This window comes from Neobacillus terrisolis (genome assembly GCF_051233475.1).
Taxonomy (GTDB): Bacteria; Bacillota; Bacilli; order Bacillales; family Cytobacillaceae; genus Bacillus_BU.
Genome location: NZ_JBKFGH010000001.1, coordinates 1 through 16,392, shown reverse-complemented (window position 1 = coordinate 16,392; position 16,392 = coordinate 1). Strand labels below are relative to the sequence as shown.

Below are 16,392 nucleotides of genomic sequence, written 5' to 3'. Positions count from 1 at the left end.
TCTCTAATCAACAGAGTGCTCAACATTAACATTGTTCTTTAACACAGCTTTTAATAAAGTTTCGCTTTGAATCGTGGAAGGTAATGGCCTCCTTTTTTTACTAAACATAATCAGCGTCCATTTTGCTTATTCTAATTGATGTTACAGTAATTTTGAAAGGAGCGATATCATGCAGAATCAAGTTCCGATTCCAAATCCGCCGCGAGCCATTTCAACCAAGGATTTACTTTATTTAAAAGATATATTATCGTGGGAGCTTCTTGCGTTTAAAAAGTTCCATTTTCTAGCAGGGCAAACGCAAAACGCGCAAATTAAACAAACACTTGAAAAGGTTGGGCAAATGCATCAACGACATTATCAAAAATTATTGACACATTTACAGGTGAATAATAATGCTGCATTAGCAAATTTACCAAACCCGCAACAAGTTCAGTAACGATAAAGGAGGGTTAATGAATGCAAAACCAGCAAAATCAAATCGCCAATCCCCAAACGGGTCAATTACCGCAAGTAAAAAGTCCAGATATGAATGATCGTGATTTCATTAATGACGGTCTTAGTACATGTAAATATATTACTGACAGCTTAAACATTGCCGTTCGCGAAGCAAGTCATATTGACCTGCATGCGGATATTTTGCAAATATTAACTGAAACACATGAAGGGGCAAGAGATCTTTATAATTTAATGTTTCAAAATGGATGGTATAAGCTTGAAGCAGCAGAACAACAAAAAATTGATCAAGCTTTTCAGCAATTTAACGGTTATTCCTCGCAATTTCCATATTAAAAATAAAGGCTCTGTTAAATTTGTCTGTTGATTTCCGCTCCAGGTGCTCGCTTTCCGCGGGGGAGTCTGGGAGCCTCCTCGGCGCCATAGCGCCTGTGGGGTCTCCCATGACACCTTCTCCCGCAGGAGTCTCGCACCTTCCGCTCCAATCAACAGAGTGTTCAAAATCAACATTGCTCTTTAACACAGCCAAAATAAAAAGGAGGCTTGTTCGATTGAACAGCCTCCCATTATTATTCCTCAGCTACGATAACTTCATTTTCTTCTTTGTGAAACGATTGAAAACTTGAAATTAAGGTTTCCAAGTGTTCGATTTGTTCGCGATATTCAATAATTGAAGCAATGATTTGCATTGAATGGAAAAGGATAGGGGAATGTGGATCTTCTAACCCCTTATGCTGTGCTAAAAATTGATCAAATAATTCCTGTTTGCTTAATGTTTGATCCTGAGTTTCAGGATTTGGACAAGTCCTTATTTTTCCGATAAATTTTAACAGCATTTGTTCATGATAATTAATTAAATAATCAAGCTGTAACTGAACGACATTTTGGAATTCTAACGGCAATTGATTTAGTTCGTTTTCATAGCGATGGAGACGTCTTAGCACGTCCAGGGCTCGTTTCGATGTCGAGATCATTTGTCTATAAACAACTAGTTTCCTCGATTTAACTAAATCTATTTTTTTGAAATAATTTCGCTCTTCCATATACATGAGAAATAGTTGATCCAATTTGATGATTTCATCTTTCATTTTTACGATATCATGCTTTAACAGCTTGTGTTCAGACGCATGGCGGATACTATAGCGGATCCAACGATTAATTTCTTCTGTTACATCAGACACCTTGTTGTATAGCTTATTTTCATACTTTGGAGGCAAGAAAACTAAGTTAACAATAAAAGAAGAGAGGATGCCGAGCATGATGGTTGAAAAACGAATGATCGCAAAGTGAATAAATTCATCCCCTGGAGTTTCCATGATAACGATAAGCGTCACGAGAGATAGTGCGATTGTATTTCCGATTTTCAATTTTAAGTTGATTGTAATGACAATGATAGCAGCTAAACCGATTATTAGAACATTATTCCCGAGCATAATAACAAAGATTATTGCTATGATGGCTCCGATTAAATTACCTTGGACCTGCTCAATTATCGATAAGTATGAACGATAAATAGTTGGCTGAATGGCAAAAATTGCTGCTATGCCAGCAAAAACTGGTGAAGGTACTTGAAGAAGTTGTGCTAAAAGAAGTGCAAGTATAATTGCGATTCCCGTTTTAAAAATGCGGGCGCCAAGCTTCATATGATTTTCCTTTCTTAAGAGCGATTTTCAAATGGTAACGGGTGAAAATACCTATATCATTTACGATTTCGTAAATCCTAAACAATTATGTACTATACAATGTTAAATAATGAAGTTCAAGGGTTATTTTATGAAAAATGCATAGAGAAAAAAAAAAACGCCCGCAAATCATTGCGGGCGCTTGTGTTTTTTTAAATTATTCAGTTGATACAGATGGATCCGCTTGTTCTTTTACAGGGATGACTTGAACAAAATGATCTTCAGGTTTTACTAATAAAGCAGCTAAACTATCAGCTTCATCCGTTTGGCCCTGTAGCTTTAATGCTTGAACATATTCACCTAGCAATTCTTCGATGTCATTTTTCCCTTTTTCTGTTAAAGGAGTGATCGAAACCTTTGCCCCTTTTGCAATTCTGCGTTGAAGGGCTTCTTTTGTTAATCCTAACTCTGGCTGGTGACGAAGGTATACAACTCCACCAGTCATACCTGCACAAATCCATGGTCCTGGGTCACCGAGGACAAGTCCTCTTCCATTTGTCATGTATTCAAAAGCAAAGCCTTTAATATTTGCATTCGTACCGATATTTCCAGCTTCATTGGCCGGGATAGCTTTCTTTAGTTGACCGCCGATAATGATGTCTGCACCGGAAAGTCTGATTCCTGCACGAGCATCGGCATCACCTTGAGCAACTAACAGCCCTTTTTGAGCACCGTAACCAAAGCCTTTTCCAACAGAACCGTTATAGAATTTTCCATCTTTTCCTTTCGACTTAAAGACTTGAATACTTCCGCCAAAGGATGTTTTACCGATTCCATCTTGAGCTCCGCCGCTGATTTCGATATTGATGCCATCACAGTTATAGGCACCAAGACCATTTCCAGGAATGGATCCCTTGTAACGTAAATGGACAGGTGGTAAATCATGATAGGATCCGTCTAAGCGGCCTCGAACACGATGACAGGAAACCCGGCTTCCGAGAACACGTTGTTCGGAGCTAACAGAATTAAATTCACGTGAATGATGCAAATCGGCCACAACAGAATCTAAATATTCTGCACCAACAGCTACTTGAAGCTGTGAAGATTCGAATGAAGCAACTGCTTCCTTAGCGCTAAGCGGGCTGATGTCTAATGATTTTAATAAATAGGTCAAATCTAATTGATCTGTTCCCTTAATTTGTTCTAGTAAATCTGAGCGTCCAACAGCATCCTGAAGATTTCTAATTCCGATTGATGCAGCTAACTGCTTTAACTCTGATCCAAATGCAGTAAACAGGTTTACAATGCTTTGAACGGCTAACTCAGATTGTCTTGGCACAAAGCGGCGCAAACCATGAGCCTTTGCTTGAGCTTCAGATTCAATCTGTGTTGCGATTCCAACATGGCATGTATCTAAATGACAACCGCGGCATGTAGTACAACCAATTGCCACCATTGACAGAGTACCAAATCCGATCCGGTTTGCTCCTAAAAGCATTACCTTTAATACATCATGTGCACTCTTGATACCGCCGTCAGCCCATAATTCTACCTGATGACGGAGTCCTGCTTCCAATAAAGCATTATGAGCAGCCTTAACCCCAATTTCAACAGGTAATCCAACATGCTGGATAGCATGAATTCTAGCTGCACCAGTACCGCCGTCAAAACCACTCAATGTAATGATGTCAGCTCCTGCTTTAGCAATCCCAACAGCGATTGTTCCGATATTCGGCACGATTGGAACTTTAACGGCAACCTTAGCCTTATCGTTCGCAGTTTTTAACTCATGGATCATTTGTGCCAAGTCTTCGATTGAATAAATATCATGGTTATTCGAAGGAGAGATTAAGTCAGACCCGATTGTAGCGTTTCTTGCTTCAGCAATTTTGGCTGTTACCTTAGAACCAGGTAAATGTCCACCTTCACCAGGCTTTGCTCCTTGACCAATTTTTATTTCAAGTAAATTTGAAGAGTTGAGTAACTCAGCGTTTACCCCGAATCTTCCGGAGGCAACCTGTTGTCCGCGCGTTTTAGGATATTTTCCTAGCATATCCTTAATTTCGCCGCCTTCTCCGTTTAAGCTGACCATGTTGAGGCGGTCAGCCCCCTCGGCGTATGCGCGGAAAGCAATTTCATTTTGAGAGCCAAAGGACATGGATGCAATTACGAATGGAAGATCATGTTCGCCAACACGAAGATCCACTTCGTCAGGTGTTGCAATTGGATTAGCCTTCTTCAATCCGATTAAGTGGCGGATTGAAATTGGATTCTGTTCCTCTTGTTCGCTGATTTTATCTCGATAGGCATCATAGCTGCCAGTTGAAGCCAACTCCCCAATTGCTTTCCAGATTCTTGGGAACAAGTTGAACGTTTTTCCAATCCGTTCATTTTCATTATGGTAATCGATGGCTCGTAATAAGGAATCCTCTTTAAGAGCTTCAAAGTTATAAGCAAGGTCCTTAGAACCAAAGAAGTTGGTTATATTTAAGCAATTTGCAATATCTTCATTTAACCCAATTGCGGAAAATAATCTTCCATAACCGCGTAATTCATGGATTCCGATTGTGGAAATGACTTTTTCAATTCCCTTTGTAAGAGCGCTGTATAAGTTTTTAACTGTTTTTAACGAGTCGTCCAGAACAGTCATGAACATATAGTAAGGGCTGATAATATCGGCACCTAATCCAAATGCGATCATAATATCATGCAAGGAACGGATCGCAGCTGAACGAAGCAAAATTGAACAGTCTCTTCGTACACCAGCTTTCACGAGCGCCTGATCGACAGCAGATGTAACGAGATGAGGATCGATCCAGAATGAATCCTGTTGATGTGCGTCGGCATCATCTAAAATTAATAAGGTTTTTCCTGATTTCACTGCTTCGATTGCTGTTTCGGTAAGTCTAGTTAAAGCATCCTGAACCGTCTCATTTTTTGTTAGTGTTGTCGGTATATAGGAAACCAGTTTCTTAGTTTGATATATATTCACTAATTGGTCGAAGCTTGGCTGTTCAAGTTCTTCAGAACAGTCGAAGCCAACTTTTCCTTCAATTAAGATTGGTGTTGTGAGTTCAACAACTACTCCTGCGTCCTCTTGATTAAATAAGGTTGGACGTTTCCCAATGATCGTACGCGTAGAGAAATGCTCTGTTTCGCGATCCCGGTCAATTGCAGGGTTTGTTACAACTGCAACACTTTCTTTAATAAAATCAGGAATATTTCTTCGTTCCAAATTTAGTGGCGCAAGCGGAGCATCATGCCCAAGCGAACGGATTGGCTCTATTCCCTTTTCAGCCATTTGCTCTACTAATTGAATATGGTCTCTTTCCCAACCAAATGCTTTATATTGACCATTGGTAATTTTAGCTGGATAGTTAATCGTTACAGTTTTATCAGCCTTAGGAGGGAAAATTCTTTTTCGTGCATCTTTGAAATTCAAACGATCTGAGAATCGGTTATAAACTTCGGCTTGATATTCGCCCATAAAATAGGCTTGAAGTTCATCCCCGTTCCATTTAAATCCAACTTTTTCTCCTGGAGCCAATGGCTTTGGATCATTCATAAAGTCGGTTGTTGGAATGATACCAGGTTCAGATGAGAATAAGTAAGATGTTTCTGTTTCTAGCATCCATAGCGGACGTAGTCCTAGTGAGTCAACACTAAATACTGCCTCATCACCAAAACGGGAAATAATACCCGCAGGTCCTTGTGCAAAATGACCCCATGCTTCACGAATATACGTATAAAGGTCCTGCAAATGATCAGGGAACGCTTTAATTTCATTAATAATCGGTGGAAATAATACATCTAAAGCTTCAAATAATGAGTACCCATCACGGCAAATGAATGTTTCAATAATTCTGCTTAAATCCTGTGAGTCACTGCCGTCTTTGACGAGAGGAACATTAACCATTCTTGCTTCATCGCGCAATTTTGCGATCGTATTGATCTCCCCATTGTGACCAAGCACACCAAATGGCTGTACTCTGAAGAAGCTTGATAAAGTATTGGTAGAATAACGGTTATGTCCTAATGTAATCGTTGAAGCCGCTAATGGGTTAGCGAGATCGTGGTAATATTTAGGGAGAATATCCCCAGCACCCATTACCTTATAAACTGCAATGTATTGACTTAAAGAGGCAACATGAACCGCTTCATTTTTTTCAAAATCTACGGTCATTTCAAACAGCTTTTTTGATAATTCCTTACCAGCTAATGGGGATAGACAGGCGAACTGCCAAAAAACTGGATTTTCTTGAATCGCGATTGGACCTAAAGCAGCTGAATCAGTTACTTTATCAGACTCAAATACGATTTCAAAACCGCTCTTTGTAAGCTTATTTTGCAGGTCGTTAATAATATCTTTTGGTCCGGCATTTTTCGTAATGAAAATGTGGCCTACTACAAAACCGTCTTGATCAACGAGGTCCGGATTTGCTCCAGTATTAGCCAATTTTTCCTTCCATAATTGGCGCGGGATATCAATATGTATCCCAACCCCATCACCTTCACCATTGATAAAGCCAGCGCGGTGATTCATTAGAACAAGGGCATCAATACAATGAAAAATGTTTTCCCTTGTAGGTATTTTCTTTTTTTCAAGACTTGCTACAATTCCGCAAGCATCATGTTCTTGCTTACGGAAATCTGTAAATAGAGATGGACTCCATTTCTGATTCATATTTTTCGGCTTTATTAAGGAATTCTTCACAAAGCCGTTTCACCTCCCAAAAGAAAATAATGATTTATTAAAATTTTATTTTTAAAAAGAAAAAAGGCTTGAAATACACGTAAAAAAGATCAAATTTCAAGCATCGGGATTTTATTGCAATATTAATACAATGGTATTTTAATAGTATCATAGGAATTTTCAGAAATCAATGAAATATGCATAGAAGTGGATAGTAAACATTAGGAGTATATAAATAAATTATGGTAAAATGTAAGCGTTTGCACTGTGAAATAAAGGAAAACCAGAAGGGGATAATCCCTTCCGGTTAACAATAGAGGTTGTATAATTATTCATTCGCTAGTTGATAAAATGCATTTTGAGCCGCATGGATGGTTGCTTCGATGTCTTCTACTGTATGAGCAATTGTAATAAACCATGCTTCATATTTTGATGGTGCGAGATTAATCCCTTGGTGAAGCATCAACTTGAAGAATCTCCCGAACATTTCTCCGTCTGTTTTTTCTGCCTGAGCATAGTTTTCAATTTTTTCTGTTGTGAAATAGACAGTTAATGCTCCTTTTAAGCGATTAATTGTAATCGGGATTTGGTTCTCTTTTGCTGCTGCTAAAATACCTTGCTCAAGAATCGATCCCAAATGATCTAAATAATCGTAAACACCCTTTTGTTGTAAAACTTCTAGACAAGCAATACCGGATAATATGGAAGCTGGATTACCTGCCATTGTTCCGGCTTGGTACGCAGGTCCTAATGGAGCAACATGCTCCATAATGTCAAGACGTCCACCATAGGCGCCAATTGGAAGGCCGCCTCCAATGATCTTTCCTAGCGCCGTTAAGTCGGGTTTGACACCAAGTAGATCCTGGGCTCCGCCATACATAAAACGGAAAGCTGTGATCACTTCATCATAGATAACGAGTGCTCCTGCAGCATGAGTTAATTCATTTATTTGCTCTAAAAACCCTGGTTTAGGTTCGACAATTCCAAAGTTGCCGACAATTGGTTCAACTAATACCGCCGCAATCTGGTCACCCCATTTGTCGAGGGCTTCCTTATAAGATTCTATATCATTAAATGGAACGGTAATAACCTCCTGAGCGATGCTTTTTGGAACACCTGCAGAATCCGGAGTACCCAGTGTAGATGGACCTGAACCTGCCGCAACAAGAACAAGATCGGAATGCCCGTGATAACAGCCTGCAAATTTAATGATTTTATCGCGACCGGTATACGCACGAGCGACACGGATTGTTGTCATGACCGCTTCAGTGCCTGAGTTCACGAAACGAACTTTTTCAAGGGAAGGAATGGCTTCCTTAAGCATTTTCGCAAACTTTACCTCATGAGGGGTAGGAGTACCATATAGTACACCTGACTGTGCCGCTTTTTTAATTGCTTCCGTAATATGGGGATGAGCATGCCCAGTAATGATAGGTCCGTAAGCAGCTAAATAATCAATATATTGGTTGCCGTCAACGTCCCAGAAGTAAGCCCCCTGACCTCTTTCCATTACTACTGGTGCTCCGCCGCCTACAGCCTTATATGAACGAGACGGACTATTTACCCCGCCAACAATATGTTCGAGTGCTTCTTTATGTAATCGTTCAGAATTTGTAAATTGCATGTTTGATAACCTCCTTTTTCTTTTTGCCCTTTCTCATTTTAACAGAAATAATCTTTTTAACGGTGTTTTCCGATTTGTAATATTTTATCGGGTACAAGTTGGTTGTATAAATAGAAGTGATTCGTTACACTAACTATTTAGGGTGTCGGATTTTGGAGGAGAAAAAAATGCAGGATGCAATTATAGTAAACAATTTAAGAAAAGAATTTAAAGCATATTCGAGCCGTTCTGGCTTAAAAGGTGCGTTCCGTGATTTATTCACCCGTAATTACAAAGTGGTTCCGGCCGTAAATGATATCCAGTTTACAATCAAGCAAGGTGAAATGGTTGGTTACATCGGAGAGAACGGCGCCGGTAAATCAACAACAATCAAAATGTTAACCGGAATTTTAACGCCGACCTCAGGAACTGTCACAGTTAACGGGATGAACCCGCATAAAGAACGGGAAAAGTTCGTGCAAACCATCGGTGTTGTTTTTGGCCAACGTTCACAGTTATGGTGGGATATTGCCGTTCAGGAATCGTTTCGGCTCTTGAAAAAGGTCTATAAGGTTTCTGATGCACAATATAATGAACATATGGATCATGTTATAAAAACACTCGATCTTGAGCAGTTGCTAGATAAACCAGTTCGAAAGCTATCATTGGGGCAAAGAATGCGCTGCGAGTTGGCAGCCGCCTTGATTCATAACCCGCCTCTGTTATTTTTGGACGAGCCGACGATAGGATTGGATGTCCTTGTAAAATTAAAAATTCGAGAGTTTTTAAAGGAAATCAATCAGAAGTATAATACAACAATCCTTTTGACTACGCATGATTTAACGGATATTGAAGCTTTGTGTGAACGGGTCATTATGCTGGATGAAGGTAAAATCATTTATGACGGGCAGCTAAAAAGCTTAAAAGAAAAATGGGGCGAAGGAAAGGACATTCAGTTTCAATTCCTTCAAAAAGTAGACTTAGCAGATTTACAAGCTATTACCAATCCATATTCACTTTCTTGGGAAGTAGATGACGAAAAGCAAATCTTCACTGTGCACACTGAAAATGACAGTGATGAGCTCATTTCCCAAGTAATTGCAAAGGTCGTGGCATCTTACAAGATAAAAGACCTACAAATAAATGAGCTGTCAACGGAAGAAATTGTTCGTAACATCTATGAAAAAGGGTCTGCATAAGGGAGGGGCATCGGATGAGTAAATATATTGAAATGATCCGAATCCGCTTCTTAATGATGCTTGCCTATCGGACAAATTATTATACCGGTATTCTCATTTATAGTATTAATATAGGTGCTTATTATTTTCTATGGAATGGCATCTATGGAGATAAAGCGGAAATAGAAGGCTTGACGGTGGCACAAATGACAACTTATATTGCGGTTGCATGGATGGCGCGAGCTTTCTATTTTAACAATCTTGACCGGGAAATGGCGATGGAAATAGTGGAGGGAAGAGTCGCAATTGAATTGATTCGCCCTTATAGCTACTTAGGCATGAAAGTGATGCAAGGGTTGGGTGAAGGGATTTTTCGTTTGTTCTTTTTCTCAATACCGGGAATGTTCATCGTCGCGCTGATCTTTAGACTTGATTTTTCAATTTCTTTTACAGCGCTAGGGTTGTTTCTTGTATCGATTTTGCTCAGTTTCTTCATTAATACGCAAATTAATTTAATGGCAGGAATTGCTACTTTCTTCCTATATAATAATACGGGGCTAATCCGGGCAAAACGGGTGGTCATTGACTTGTTTTCTGGGTTATTACTTCCGATTAGCTTTTATCCTGGCTGGGCACAAGAGATTATGAAATTCCTGCCTTTCCAAGGAATAAGCTATTTGCCGAGTATGATTTTTACGGGAGGATTTTCAAATAGTCAAGCAATCAATGCAATCTTCTCGCAAGCTGTATGGGTTGGAATCTTAGTCGTGCCGATTTATGTATTATGGATTCTTGCTAAAAAACAGCTAATCATTCAAGGAGGGTGACACATGTTTCATATATCAATATTTTTTCAATATGTCGCCCAATATTTGAAGACTAGATTAGAATACCGAACGAATTTATTTGTTGAGATTTTAACCGACTTTTTATTCCAGGCAGTCAACTTTGTGTTTATTTTGGTGGTTTTTGGCCATACCCAAATGCTGTCTGGATGGACCAGGGAGGAAATTATCTTTATTTATGGATTCTTTCTTGTTCCTTATGCTTTATTTACAGCTTTTTTTAACATATGGGACTTTAATGAACGATATATCATTAAGGGAGAGTTTGATCGAATCCTGACAAGACCAATCCATAGTTTATTTCAAATCATTTTGGAACGGATGGAGCTGGAATCCTTATTTGGTGGATTAACCGGGATTGCGGTTATGCTTTATGCTGGAAAAATGTTAGATTTGGATCTGCGTTGGTTTGATCCGCTGCTCTTTGTTATTTTTGTGATTGGCGGAGTTTTGGTGTACGCCGGAATTTTTGTGCTGATTGCATGTATAAGCTTTTGGAGCGATGCGAAGTCGTCTATTATGCCGATGATGTACAATATTAGCAATTACGGGCGTTATCCGGTTGATATTTATAATAAGGTGATTCGATTTATTTTAACGTGGATTTTGCCGTTTGCCTTTGTTGGGGTATACCCCGCTTCCTTCTTTCTTGAGAAAAGTGAATGGTATTTTTATGCTTTCCTCACACCGATTATGGGAATTGTCTTTTTTGGAATTTCAATTATTGTGTGGAATGAAGGGGTCAAGCGCTATCGTGGTGCCGGAAATTAGTTTTTGGAGCAAAGTTTTTTCTTTGCTCTTTTTTATTTTGTCGCAGACAAGCAAGCATACATCTAGGTCTCGGTGAGTATTCTTTATAGAAAAAACAATATATCCTACTTAGGGGCAGTTACCAGCACAACTGTGTAAGGTCTTTTCAAATGGGGAGAGAATCCATGACCTTTTACATATTATTTATCAGTATTTTACTTTGTATTGGCATGAGTTTACGGGTTCTGTTTTTACCGCAGGATGTTAGAGGAAAACCTGTTTCATTACAAAATTTCCTTATGTTAGCCATGTTATATGCTACGATCATGATTGGCTTCGGGCTTCTTTTTATGATGCTGGATATGAAAGGGTTTAATATTGTAAGAGAGGCATCAGATGGATCCCCGTTTAATTTTTTTTCAAGGCTGCAATCTTTTATCTACTTTAGTGGCATGACCCTGTTCTCGGTTGGTTATGGCGATATAACACCAGTAGGAATTGGCAGGGTGATTGCGATAACAGAAGCGTTGATTGGTCATACGATCGCCGCTGCCTTTGTGGCAAGAGCAGTGTTTGATCGGGAATAGGAGACGGTTTTTTTATTTGTTTTTCACCAAAAAATGGGATAGGCTAGACATAGTGAATTACTTGGATAGGAGTGTTTTCTATGTCGATAAGTGTTGGCCAATCTGCACCAGAATTTGAACTGCCTTCTAGTGAAGGAAATACTGTCAAATTATCCGATTTACGGGGTAAAAATGTCGTGGTTTATTTTTATCCGAAAGATATGACACCAGGCTGCACAACCGAAGCCTGCGATTTTCGAGACTTCCATAATCAGTTTCAGGAATTAAATGCCGTTATCCTTGGAATCAGCCCGGATCCACTTAAACGGCATGCAGCCTTCATTGAAAAGTATGGTCTGCCGTTCCAGCTCTTGGCAGATGAAGACCACAAAGCTGCGGAAGCATATGGAGTTTGGACATTAAAGAAAAACTTTGGTAAAGAATATATGGGTATCGAACGATCGACCTTTATTGTTGATAAGAACGGAACGCTAATAAAGGAATGGCGTAAGGTGAAAGTAAAGGGCCATGTTGAAGAAGCATTGCAATACATTAAAGAAAATTTATAAGATAATGTTTTTATAAATTTTCAAAAGGTGTGAGCCTATTTTTTACAAGCAAGGCTACTGTCCAATTCAAAAAGCATGAGCTTGAATATTATTTTATTAGGGCATACCTCCTCATATATCTTTAGCGAATCAAACTGATTCGCTTTTTTTGTGAAAAAAAGTAGAATGAGCCCCGCTTTTATATTTGTTTTAGGAAAAGTTAGTTCTTAATAAATGAATTCAGTATTTTCTGATGATATGATAGAAAAAAGAAAAATAGGAGAGTGTATTCTTGTGAAAATCGTTTCTTCCATCTTATTTCAAGAAAAGAGGATAAAAGAAATTGAAGGCGCTTTCCCAGGGCTTGATTTTGAATTTTATGACGGAATAACGGCTGCAGAAGCTTCTTTTTATGATGCGGAGGTTTTCGTCACATATGGGGAGGATTTAACTGAAGAGATCATCAAAAAAACGACAAAATTAAACTGGATTATGGTCATGTCAGCAGGGCTTGAAAAAATGCCACTCGCAGCATGTAAGGAAAAAGGGATCGTAGTAACCAATGCCGGTGGAATACATAAAACGCCTATGGCTGAATTTACGCTTGGTCTTATTCTTCAATATGTAAAACAAGCCGAGACACTTTGGGAGAATCAAAAAGCGAAAAAGTGGACTCGTAAATTACCGATGGCAGAGGTTGCTGGGCAGTCCATTTTAATATTAGGGGTCGGGGCAATCGGCGGAGAAATTGCCAGATTATCAAAGGCTTTTCAAATGAAAACAATAGGTGTGAATACAAGTGGGAAAGAAGTTGAGTATGTTGATCAGATTTTCAAGGTAGATCAACTGGAAGATGCTCTCCCGCAAGCCGATTTTATCGTATCGGTTCTTCCAAGTACAAAAGCTACAAAAGGTTTATTGAAAGAAAACCATTTTAAAGTAATGAAAGAAACCGCTGTGTTCATTAATATTGGAAGAGGCGATTTGGTAGAAGAACATGTCCTCCTAAACGTGATACAAAGTGAGGAGATTGCCCACTTCTATTTGGATGTTTTTCAGGATGAGCCTTTGAACGAGGATCATCCATTTTGGGTAATGAAAAACGTAACTGTCACACCTCATATTTCAAGCTTAACAAAAAATTACTTAACAAGATCGATCGAAATCTTTAAAGAAAACTTACATCATTATCTGAATAATACTGGGAGATATTTAAACGAAATTGATCTAGAAAGGGGATATTAACGATGAAAATATATACAAAAACAGGTGATAAAGGGACAACATCCTTAGTTTACGGAGACCGGGTTCGTAAGGATAATCTACGTGTTGAAGCATACGGAACATGTGATGAGGCTAACTCCATGATCGGTTTATCATTAAGCTATCTTCAAGGGGAAAATTTTCAAGGAAAAGAATTAATTGAAGCGGCATATCATAAAATACAAACTATTCTATTTCATGTAGGTGCTGAGCTTGCGACACCAAAAGGAAAAGAAGTCAAATGGAAGCTGCAGCAAACAGATATAGAAGAAATGGAAAAGCTGATTGATGAATGGGATCAAGATTTACCTGCTTTAACAAATTTTGTCCTTCCAGGCGGTCATCCTTCAGGCGCTGCGTTTCACACAGCGAGAACGATTGTAAGAAGAGCAGAACGCTGCTCGGTAAGCCTTGAGGATGACGTTAATCCGTTTGTGTTGGCATATTTAAATCGACTGTCCGATTTGTTGTTTGTAACGGCGAGGTATGTGAATTTTAAATTAGGAGCAATAGAGCAAACATTACACCAAAATTTGAATAATAAATGAACAATTTCTATTTAGAAGTTTGTTATATTGACAAAAGTATTTGAAATTGAGTACACTAATTATAACCATTATAAAGTGAAAATTCTTTTAGAAAAGAGGTGCATGACGGTGTCACATAATCCGCTAAAAGAAGCGTTAGATACCTTAAAAGATACGGGAGTGCGCATTACTCCTCAACGTCATGCGATACTTGAATATTTAATAAACTCGATGTCACACCCTACAGCAGATGACATTTATAAAGCATTAGAAGGAAAATTTCCAAATATGAGTGTGGCTACAGTTTACAACAATTTGCGAGTATTTCGTGAAGTTGGTCTCGTTAAAGAATTAACCTATGGAGATGCATCAAGCCGCTTTGATTTTGTCACCACGCATCATTATCATGTAATTTGTGAAAGCTGTGGAAAGATCGTTGATTTCCATTATCCAGGATTGGATGAAGTGGAGCATCTTGCTTCTCATGTAACAGGTTTTAAAATTAGTCATCATCGTTTAGAAATATACGGAAGCTGTCCAGAATGCTCTGCAAAGGAAGCTCATTAAAGTAAATAAGAAAGGCTGACGATTTTATAAAATCGTCAGCCTTTCTTTTTCATTTATGAAATTAATTTGAATGTTTCCGATTATATTTTTCATCAAATTCTTTGCCTTCAAGATTTTGATCAAGAGTGAGCGGTTCATTACAGTACATGCACATATCTACCCGCCCTAATATTTTAGTTGTTTTCCCGCAACTTGGGCAAACTACTTGGACCGTTTTCGTTGAAAGCATACCAATCCAAAAATAAACACCGGTACTGGCAAGAATAAATAACAATCCAATTAACATAAAGATTGTCATTAATACAGGAGACTTTCTAAAAAAAATACCTCCGTACATAACAACAAACCCGATAAATATTAAGCTTAATGCAAATGTCCTTATTTTATTAATTTTACTCGAATACTTTGCCATACTTCTTCCCCCCTAAAGCATCAATTCATTATATCACCGTAATGGATTTATGTGGTAATGATTGTATTCCTGAAAATGTTTTTCAAATGGAAGGATTTTTTTTTGAGTTGTCGAAATATATACGCTATCTGAAATTTATGGAGGAATGATCATGGAACACATTCTTCGGCCGATTTATCAAGAGCGAGCAAGTCAGGCGAATACTCTCGGTGTTTTACTAATAGAAAAGAAGGACAAAGCAAGTCCGGTGACGGATACTTTTGATGCAGTCTTATTAATTATCACGAAAGAATCCGAGCAACCACTTTATGTTAAGCATTATAGTTATGAGGATAAAAAAGCCTCAATGAATATAGTGAGTGAAGAACAATTAAAAGATTGGCTCTTAATGGGCACAAACCGAAAGGTGCTTGAATGGATATTAAATGGAAAAGTTCTCTTTGATCGTAATGACTACATTCACAATTTAAAACAAGAACTTAGGGAGTTTCCGTTTTATGGCCGAAAAATAAAAATGGGTATTGAGTTTTCAAAATTAATTCGCCGATATTTAGATGGCAAAGCATTCTTTGAAAATAATCAATATATGGATGCCTATAATCATATCGTTCATTCCTTACATCATTTGGCCAGGTTGTCGGTTATTGAAAATGGCTTCCATCCAGAGGTAACCGTTTGGACCCAAGTAAAACAGATTGAACCTGAAATTTATAAGTTATATAAAGAACTGATTAGCAGTGAGGAAACAATTGAGAAAAGGTTAGAACTTCTGTTTCTTGCAAGTGAATTCTTAATCCATTCCCGTTCGGAGATGGGTTCAACTCATTTGATTGATGTACTACAAGAGAAGGATATTTGGTCTTTCGATGAAATGTTAAATCATCCAGACTTAAGTCTATATTCGGTTGATTTGAGCGTCCTGTTAGAATATTTAATTGATAAAAACTACATAACAGTCATTAAAAAAGAAACGAAGGGCCAAGATATATTTCACCGGTACTATTCGGTTTAAAAAAAGATTGTATAAAAATATATAAAAACTATTGACCTTTGATTTAATACTTGTTATATTTATAACCGTCGCTGCGAACGAAGTGATTCAAAACAAAATCACTCGCGGTTGACGGTTTAAAAAATATGTTGACAGTAAAAACGCTGTGTGATATATTAAGAAAGTCGCCTCTTGACGACAAGTTAATGAATTGCTCTTTGAAAACTAAACAAACAAACGTCAACAATAATATTTTATAGTGCTATCGACTTTGGTCGAGAAACACTAGCCAACGTAACTTTTATGAGCTAAATCAACTTTCTTGGAGAGTTTGATCCTGGCTCAGGACGAACGCTGGCGGCGTGCCTAATACA

At 38.3% G+C, this 16,392-nt stretch carries 15 protein-coding genes; 11 read left to right on the top strand and 4 right to left on the bottom strand.

What is annotated here, in order from left to right:
- Window positions 1-169: 169 nt before the first annotated feature.
- Together ACI48O_RS00075 and ACI48O_RS00070 are read left to right on the top strand one after the other, a co-directional pair.
- Window positions 170-436, top strand: a complete 267-nt coding sequence (locus ACI48O_RS00075) for a ferritin family protein (RefSeq protein ID WP_435559649.1) — start codon at window positions 170-172, stop codon at window positions 434-436.
- Between the two features lie 20 nt (window positions 437-456).
- Window positions 457-789, top strand: a complete 333-nt coding sequence (locus tag ACI48O_RS00070) for a spore coat protein (protein ID WP_435559648.1) — start codon at window positions 457-459, stop codon at window positions 787-789.
- Between the two features lie 233 nt (window positions 790-1,022).
- Here ACI48O_RS00070 and ACI48O_RS00065 read toward each other — a convergent pair whose 3' ends face one another.
- The 3 genes from ACI48O_RS00065 to ACI48O_RS00055 form a co-directional block, all read right to left on the bottom strand.
- On the bottom strand, window positions 1,023-2,096 hold the full coding sequence (locus tag ACI48O_RS00065; RefSeq protein WP_435559647.1) for an FUSC family protein: 1,074 nt from the start codon (window positions 2,094-2,096) through the stop codon (window positions 1,023-1,025).
- A 196-nt stretch (window positions 2,097-2,292) separates the two neighbouring features.
- Window positions 2,293-6,759 (bottom strand): glutamate synthase-related protein, encoded by a 4,467-nt coding sequence (locus tag ACI48O_RS00060; protein WP_435559722.1) that lies wholly within the window; start codon window positions 6,757-6,759, stop codon window positions 2,293-2,295.
- A gap of 337 nt (window positions 6,760-7,096) precedes the next feature.
- A complete protein-coding gene (locus tag ACI48O_RS00055; RefSeq protein ID WP_435559646.1) occupies window positions 7,097-8,392 on the bottom strand; it encodes a glutamate-1-semialdehyde 2,1-aminomutase in 1,296 nt (431 codons plus the stop codon).
- A 167-nt stretch (window positions 8,393-8,559) separates the two neighbouring features.
- Between ACI48O_RS00055 and ACI48O_RS00050 the strand changes: the two genes are divergently transcribed.
- The 8 genes from ACI48O_RS00050 (at window position 8,560) to perR (ending at window position 14,615) form a co-directional block, all read left to right on the top strand.
- The gene (locus ACI48O_RS00050) at window positions 8,560-9,570 is read left to right on the top strand and encodes an ABC transporter ATP-binding protein (RefSeq protein ID WP_435559645.1); all 1,011 of its coding nucleotides are present in this window, start codon (window positions 8,560-8,562) and stop codon (window positions 9,568-9,570) included.
- 14 nt (window positions 9,571-9,584) lie between these two features.
- A complete protein-coding gene (locus tag ACI48O_RS00045) occupies window positions 9,585-10,376 on the top strand; it encodes an ABC transporter permease (RefSeq protein WP_435559644.1) in 792 nt (263 codons plus the stop codon).
- A gap of 3 nt (window positions 10,377-10,379) precedes the next feature.
- Window positions 10,380-11,165, top strand: coding sequence for an ABC transporter permease (locus tag ACI48O_RS00040; RefSeq protein ID WP_435559643.1), 786 nt, complete (start codon window positions 10,380-10,382; stop codon window positions 11,163-11,165).
- A gap of 164 nt (window positions 11,166-11,329) precedes the next feature.
- On the top strand, window positions 11,330-11,731 hold the full coding sequence (locus ACI48O_RS00035; protein ID WP_435559642.1) for an ion channel: 402 nt from the start codon (window positions 11,330-11,332) through the stop codon (window positions 11,729-11,731).
- An 80-nt stretch (window positions 11,732-11,811) separates the two neighbouring features.
- Window positions 11,812-12,279, top strand: coding sequence for a thioredoxin-dependent thiol peroxidase (gene bcp, locus ACI48O_RS00030; RefSeq protein WP_435559641.1), 468 nt, complete (start codon window positions 11,812-11,814; stop codon window positions 12,277-12,279).
- Between the two features lie 273 nt (window positions 12,280-12,552).
- On the top strand, window positions 12,553-13,503 hold the full coding sequence (locus ACI48O_RS00025; protein ID WP_435559640.1) for a D-2-hydroxyacid dehydrogenase: 951 nt from the start codon (window positions 12,553-12,555) through the stop codon (window positions 13,501-13,503).
- 2 nt (window positions 13,504-13,505) lie between these two features.
- Entirely contained in the window at window positions 13,506-14,069 is a 564-nt protein-coding gene (locus ACI48O_RS00020) for a cob(I)yrinic acid a,c-diamide adenosyltransferase (RefSeq protein ID WP_435559639.1), read from the top strand.
- A gap of 102 nt (window positions 14,070-14,171) precedes the next feature.
- Window positions 14,172-14,615, top strand: a complete 444-nt coding sequence (perR, locus tag ACI48O_RS00015) for a peroxide-responsive transcriptional repressor PerR (protein WP_435559721.1) — start codon at window positions 14,172-14,174, stop codon at window positions 14,613-14,615.
- Between the two features lie 61 nt (window positions 14,616-14,676).
- Here the strand turns inward: perR and ACI48O_RS00010 are convergent, their stop codons facing one another.
- Complete coding sequence (locus ACI48O_RS00010; RefSeq protein ID WP_435559638.1) at window positions 14,677-15,027, bottom strand: YgzB family protein; 351 nt, start codon at window positions 15,025-15,027, stop codon at window positions 14,677-14,679.
- Between the two features lie 151 nt (window positions 15,028-15,178).
- Here ACI48O_RS00010 and ACI48O_RS00005 point away from each other — a divergent pair, with 151 nt between their 5' ends.
- Window positions 15,179-16,039, top strand: coding sequence for a nucleotidyltransferase-like protein (locus ACI48O_RS00005; RefSeq protein WP_435559637.1), 861 nt, complete (start codon window positions 15,179-15,181; stop codon window positions 16,037-16,039).
- The last annotated feature ends 353 nt before the right edge of the window (window positions 16,040-16,392 follow it).

What these genes read in the sequence shown, in the direction of transcription:
- ACI48O_RS00075 (WP_435559649.1), top strand. Translation starts at nt 170, where the DNA reads ATGCAGAATCAAGTTCCGATTCCAAATCCGCCGCGAGCCATTTCAACC.
- ACI48O_RS00070 (WP_435559648.1), top strand. Translation starts at nt 457, where the DNA reads ATGCAAAACCAGCAAAATCAAATCGCCAATCCCCAAACGGGTCAATTA.
- ACI48O_RS00065 (WP_435559647.1), bottom strand. Translation starts at nt 2,096, where the DNA reads ATGAAGCTTGGCGCCCGCATTTTTAAAACGGGAATCGCAATTATACTT.
- ACI48O_RS00060 (WP_435559722.1), bottom strand. Translation starts at nt 6,759, where the DNA reads ATGAATCAGAAATGGAGTCCATCTCTATTTACAGATTTCCGTAAGCAA.
- ACI48O_RS00055 (WP_435559646.1), bottom strand. Translation starts at nt 8,392, where the DNA reads ATGCAATTTACAAATTCTGAACGATTACATAAAGAAGCACTCGAACAT.
- ACI48O_RS00050 (WP_435559645.1), top strand. Translation starts at nt 8,560, where the DNA reads ATGCAGGATGCAATTATAGTAAACAATTTAAGAAAAGAATTTAAAGCA.
- ACI48O_RS00045 (WP_435559644.1), top strand. Translation starts at nt 9,585, where the DNA reads ATGAGTAAATATATTGAAATGATCCGAATCCGCTTCTTAATGATGCTT.
- ACI48O_RS00040 (WP_435559643.1), top strand. Translation starts at nt 10,380, where the DNA reads ATGTTTCATATATCAATATTTTTTCAATATGTCGCCCAATATTTGAAG.
- ACI48O_RS00035 (WP_435559642.1), top strand. Translation starts at nt 11,330, where the DNA reads ATGACCTTTTACATATTATTTATCAGTATTTTACTTTGTATTGGCATG.
- bcp (WP_435559641.1), top strand. Translation starts at nt 11,812, where the DNA reads ATGTCGATAAGTGTTGGCCAATCTGCACCAGAATTTGAACTGCCTTCT.
- ACI48O_RS00020 (WP_435559639.1), top strand. Translation starts at nt 13,506, where the DNA reads ATGAAAATATATACAAAAACAGGTGATAAAGGGACAACATCCTTAGTT.
- perR (WP_435559721.1), top strand. Translation starts at nt 14,172, where the DNA reads ATGACGGTGTCACATAATCCGCTAAAAGAAGCGTTAGATACCTTAAAA.
- ACI48O_RS00010 (WP_435559638.1), bottom strand. Translation starts at nt 15,027, where the DNA reads ATGGCAAAGTATTCGAGTAAAATTAATAAAATAAGGACATTTGCATTA.
- ACI48O_RS00005 (WP_435559637.1), top strand. Translation starts at nt 15,179, where the DNA reads ATGGAACACATTCTTCGGCCGATTTATCAAGAGCGAGCAAGTCAGGCG.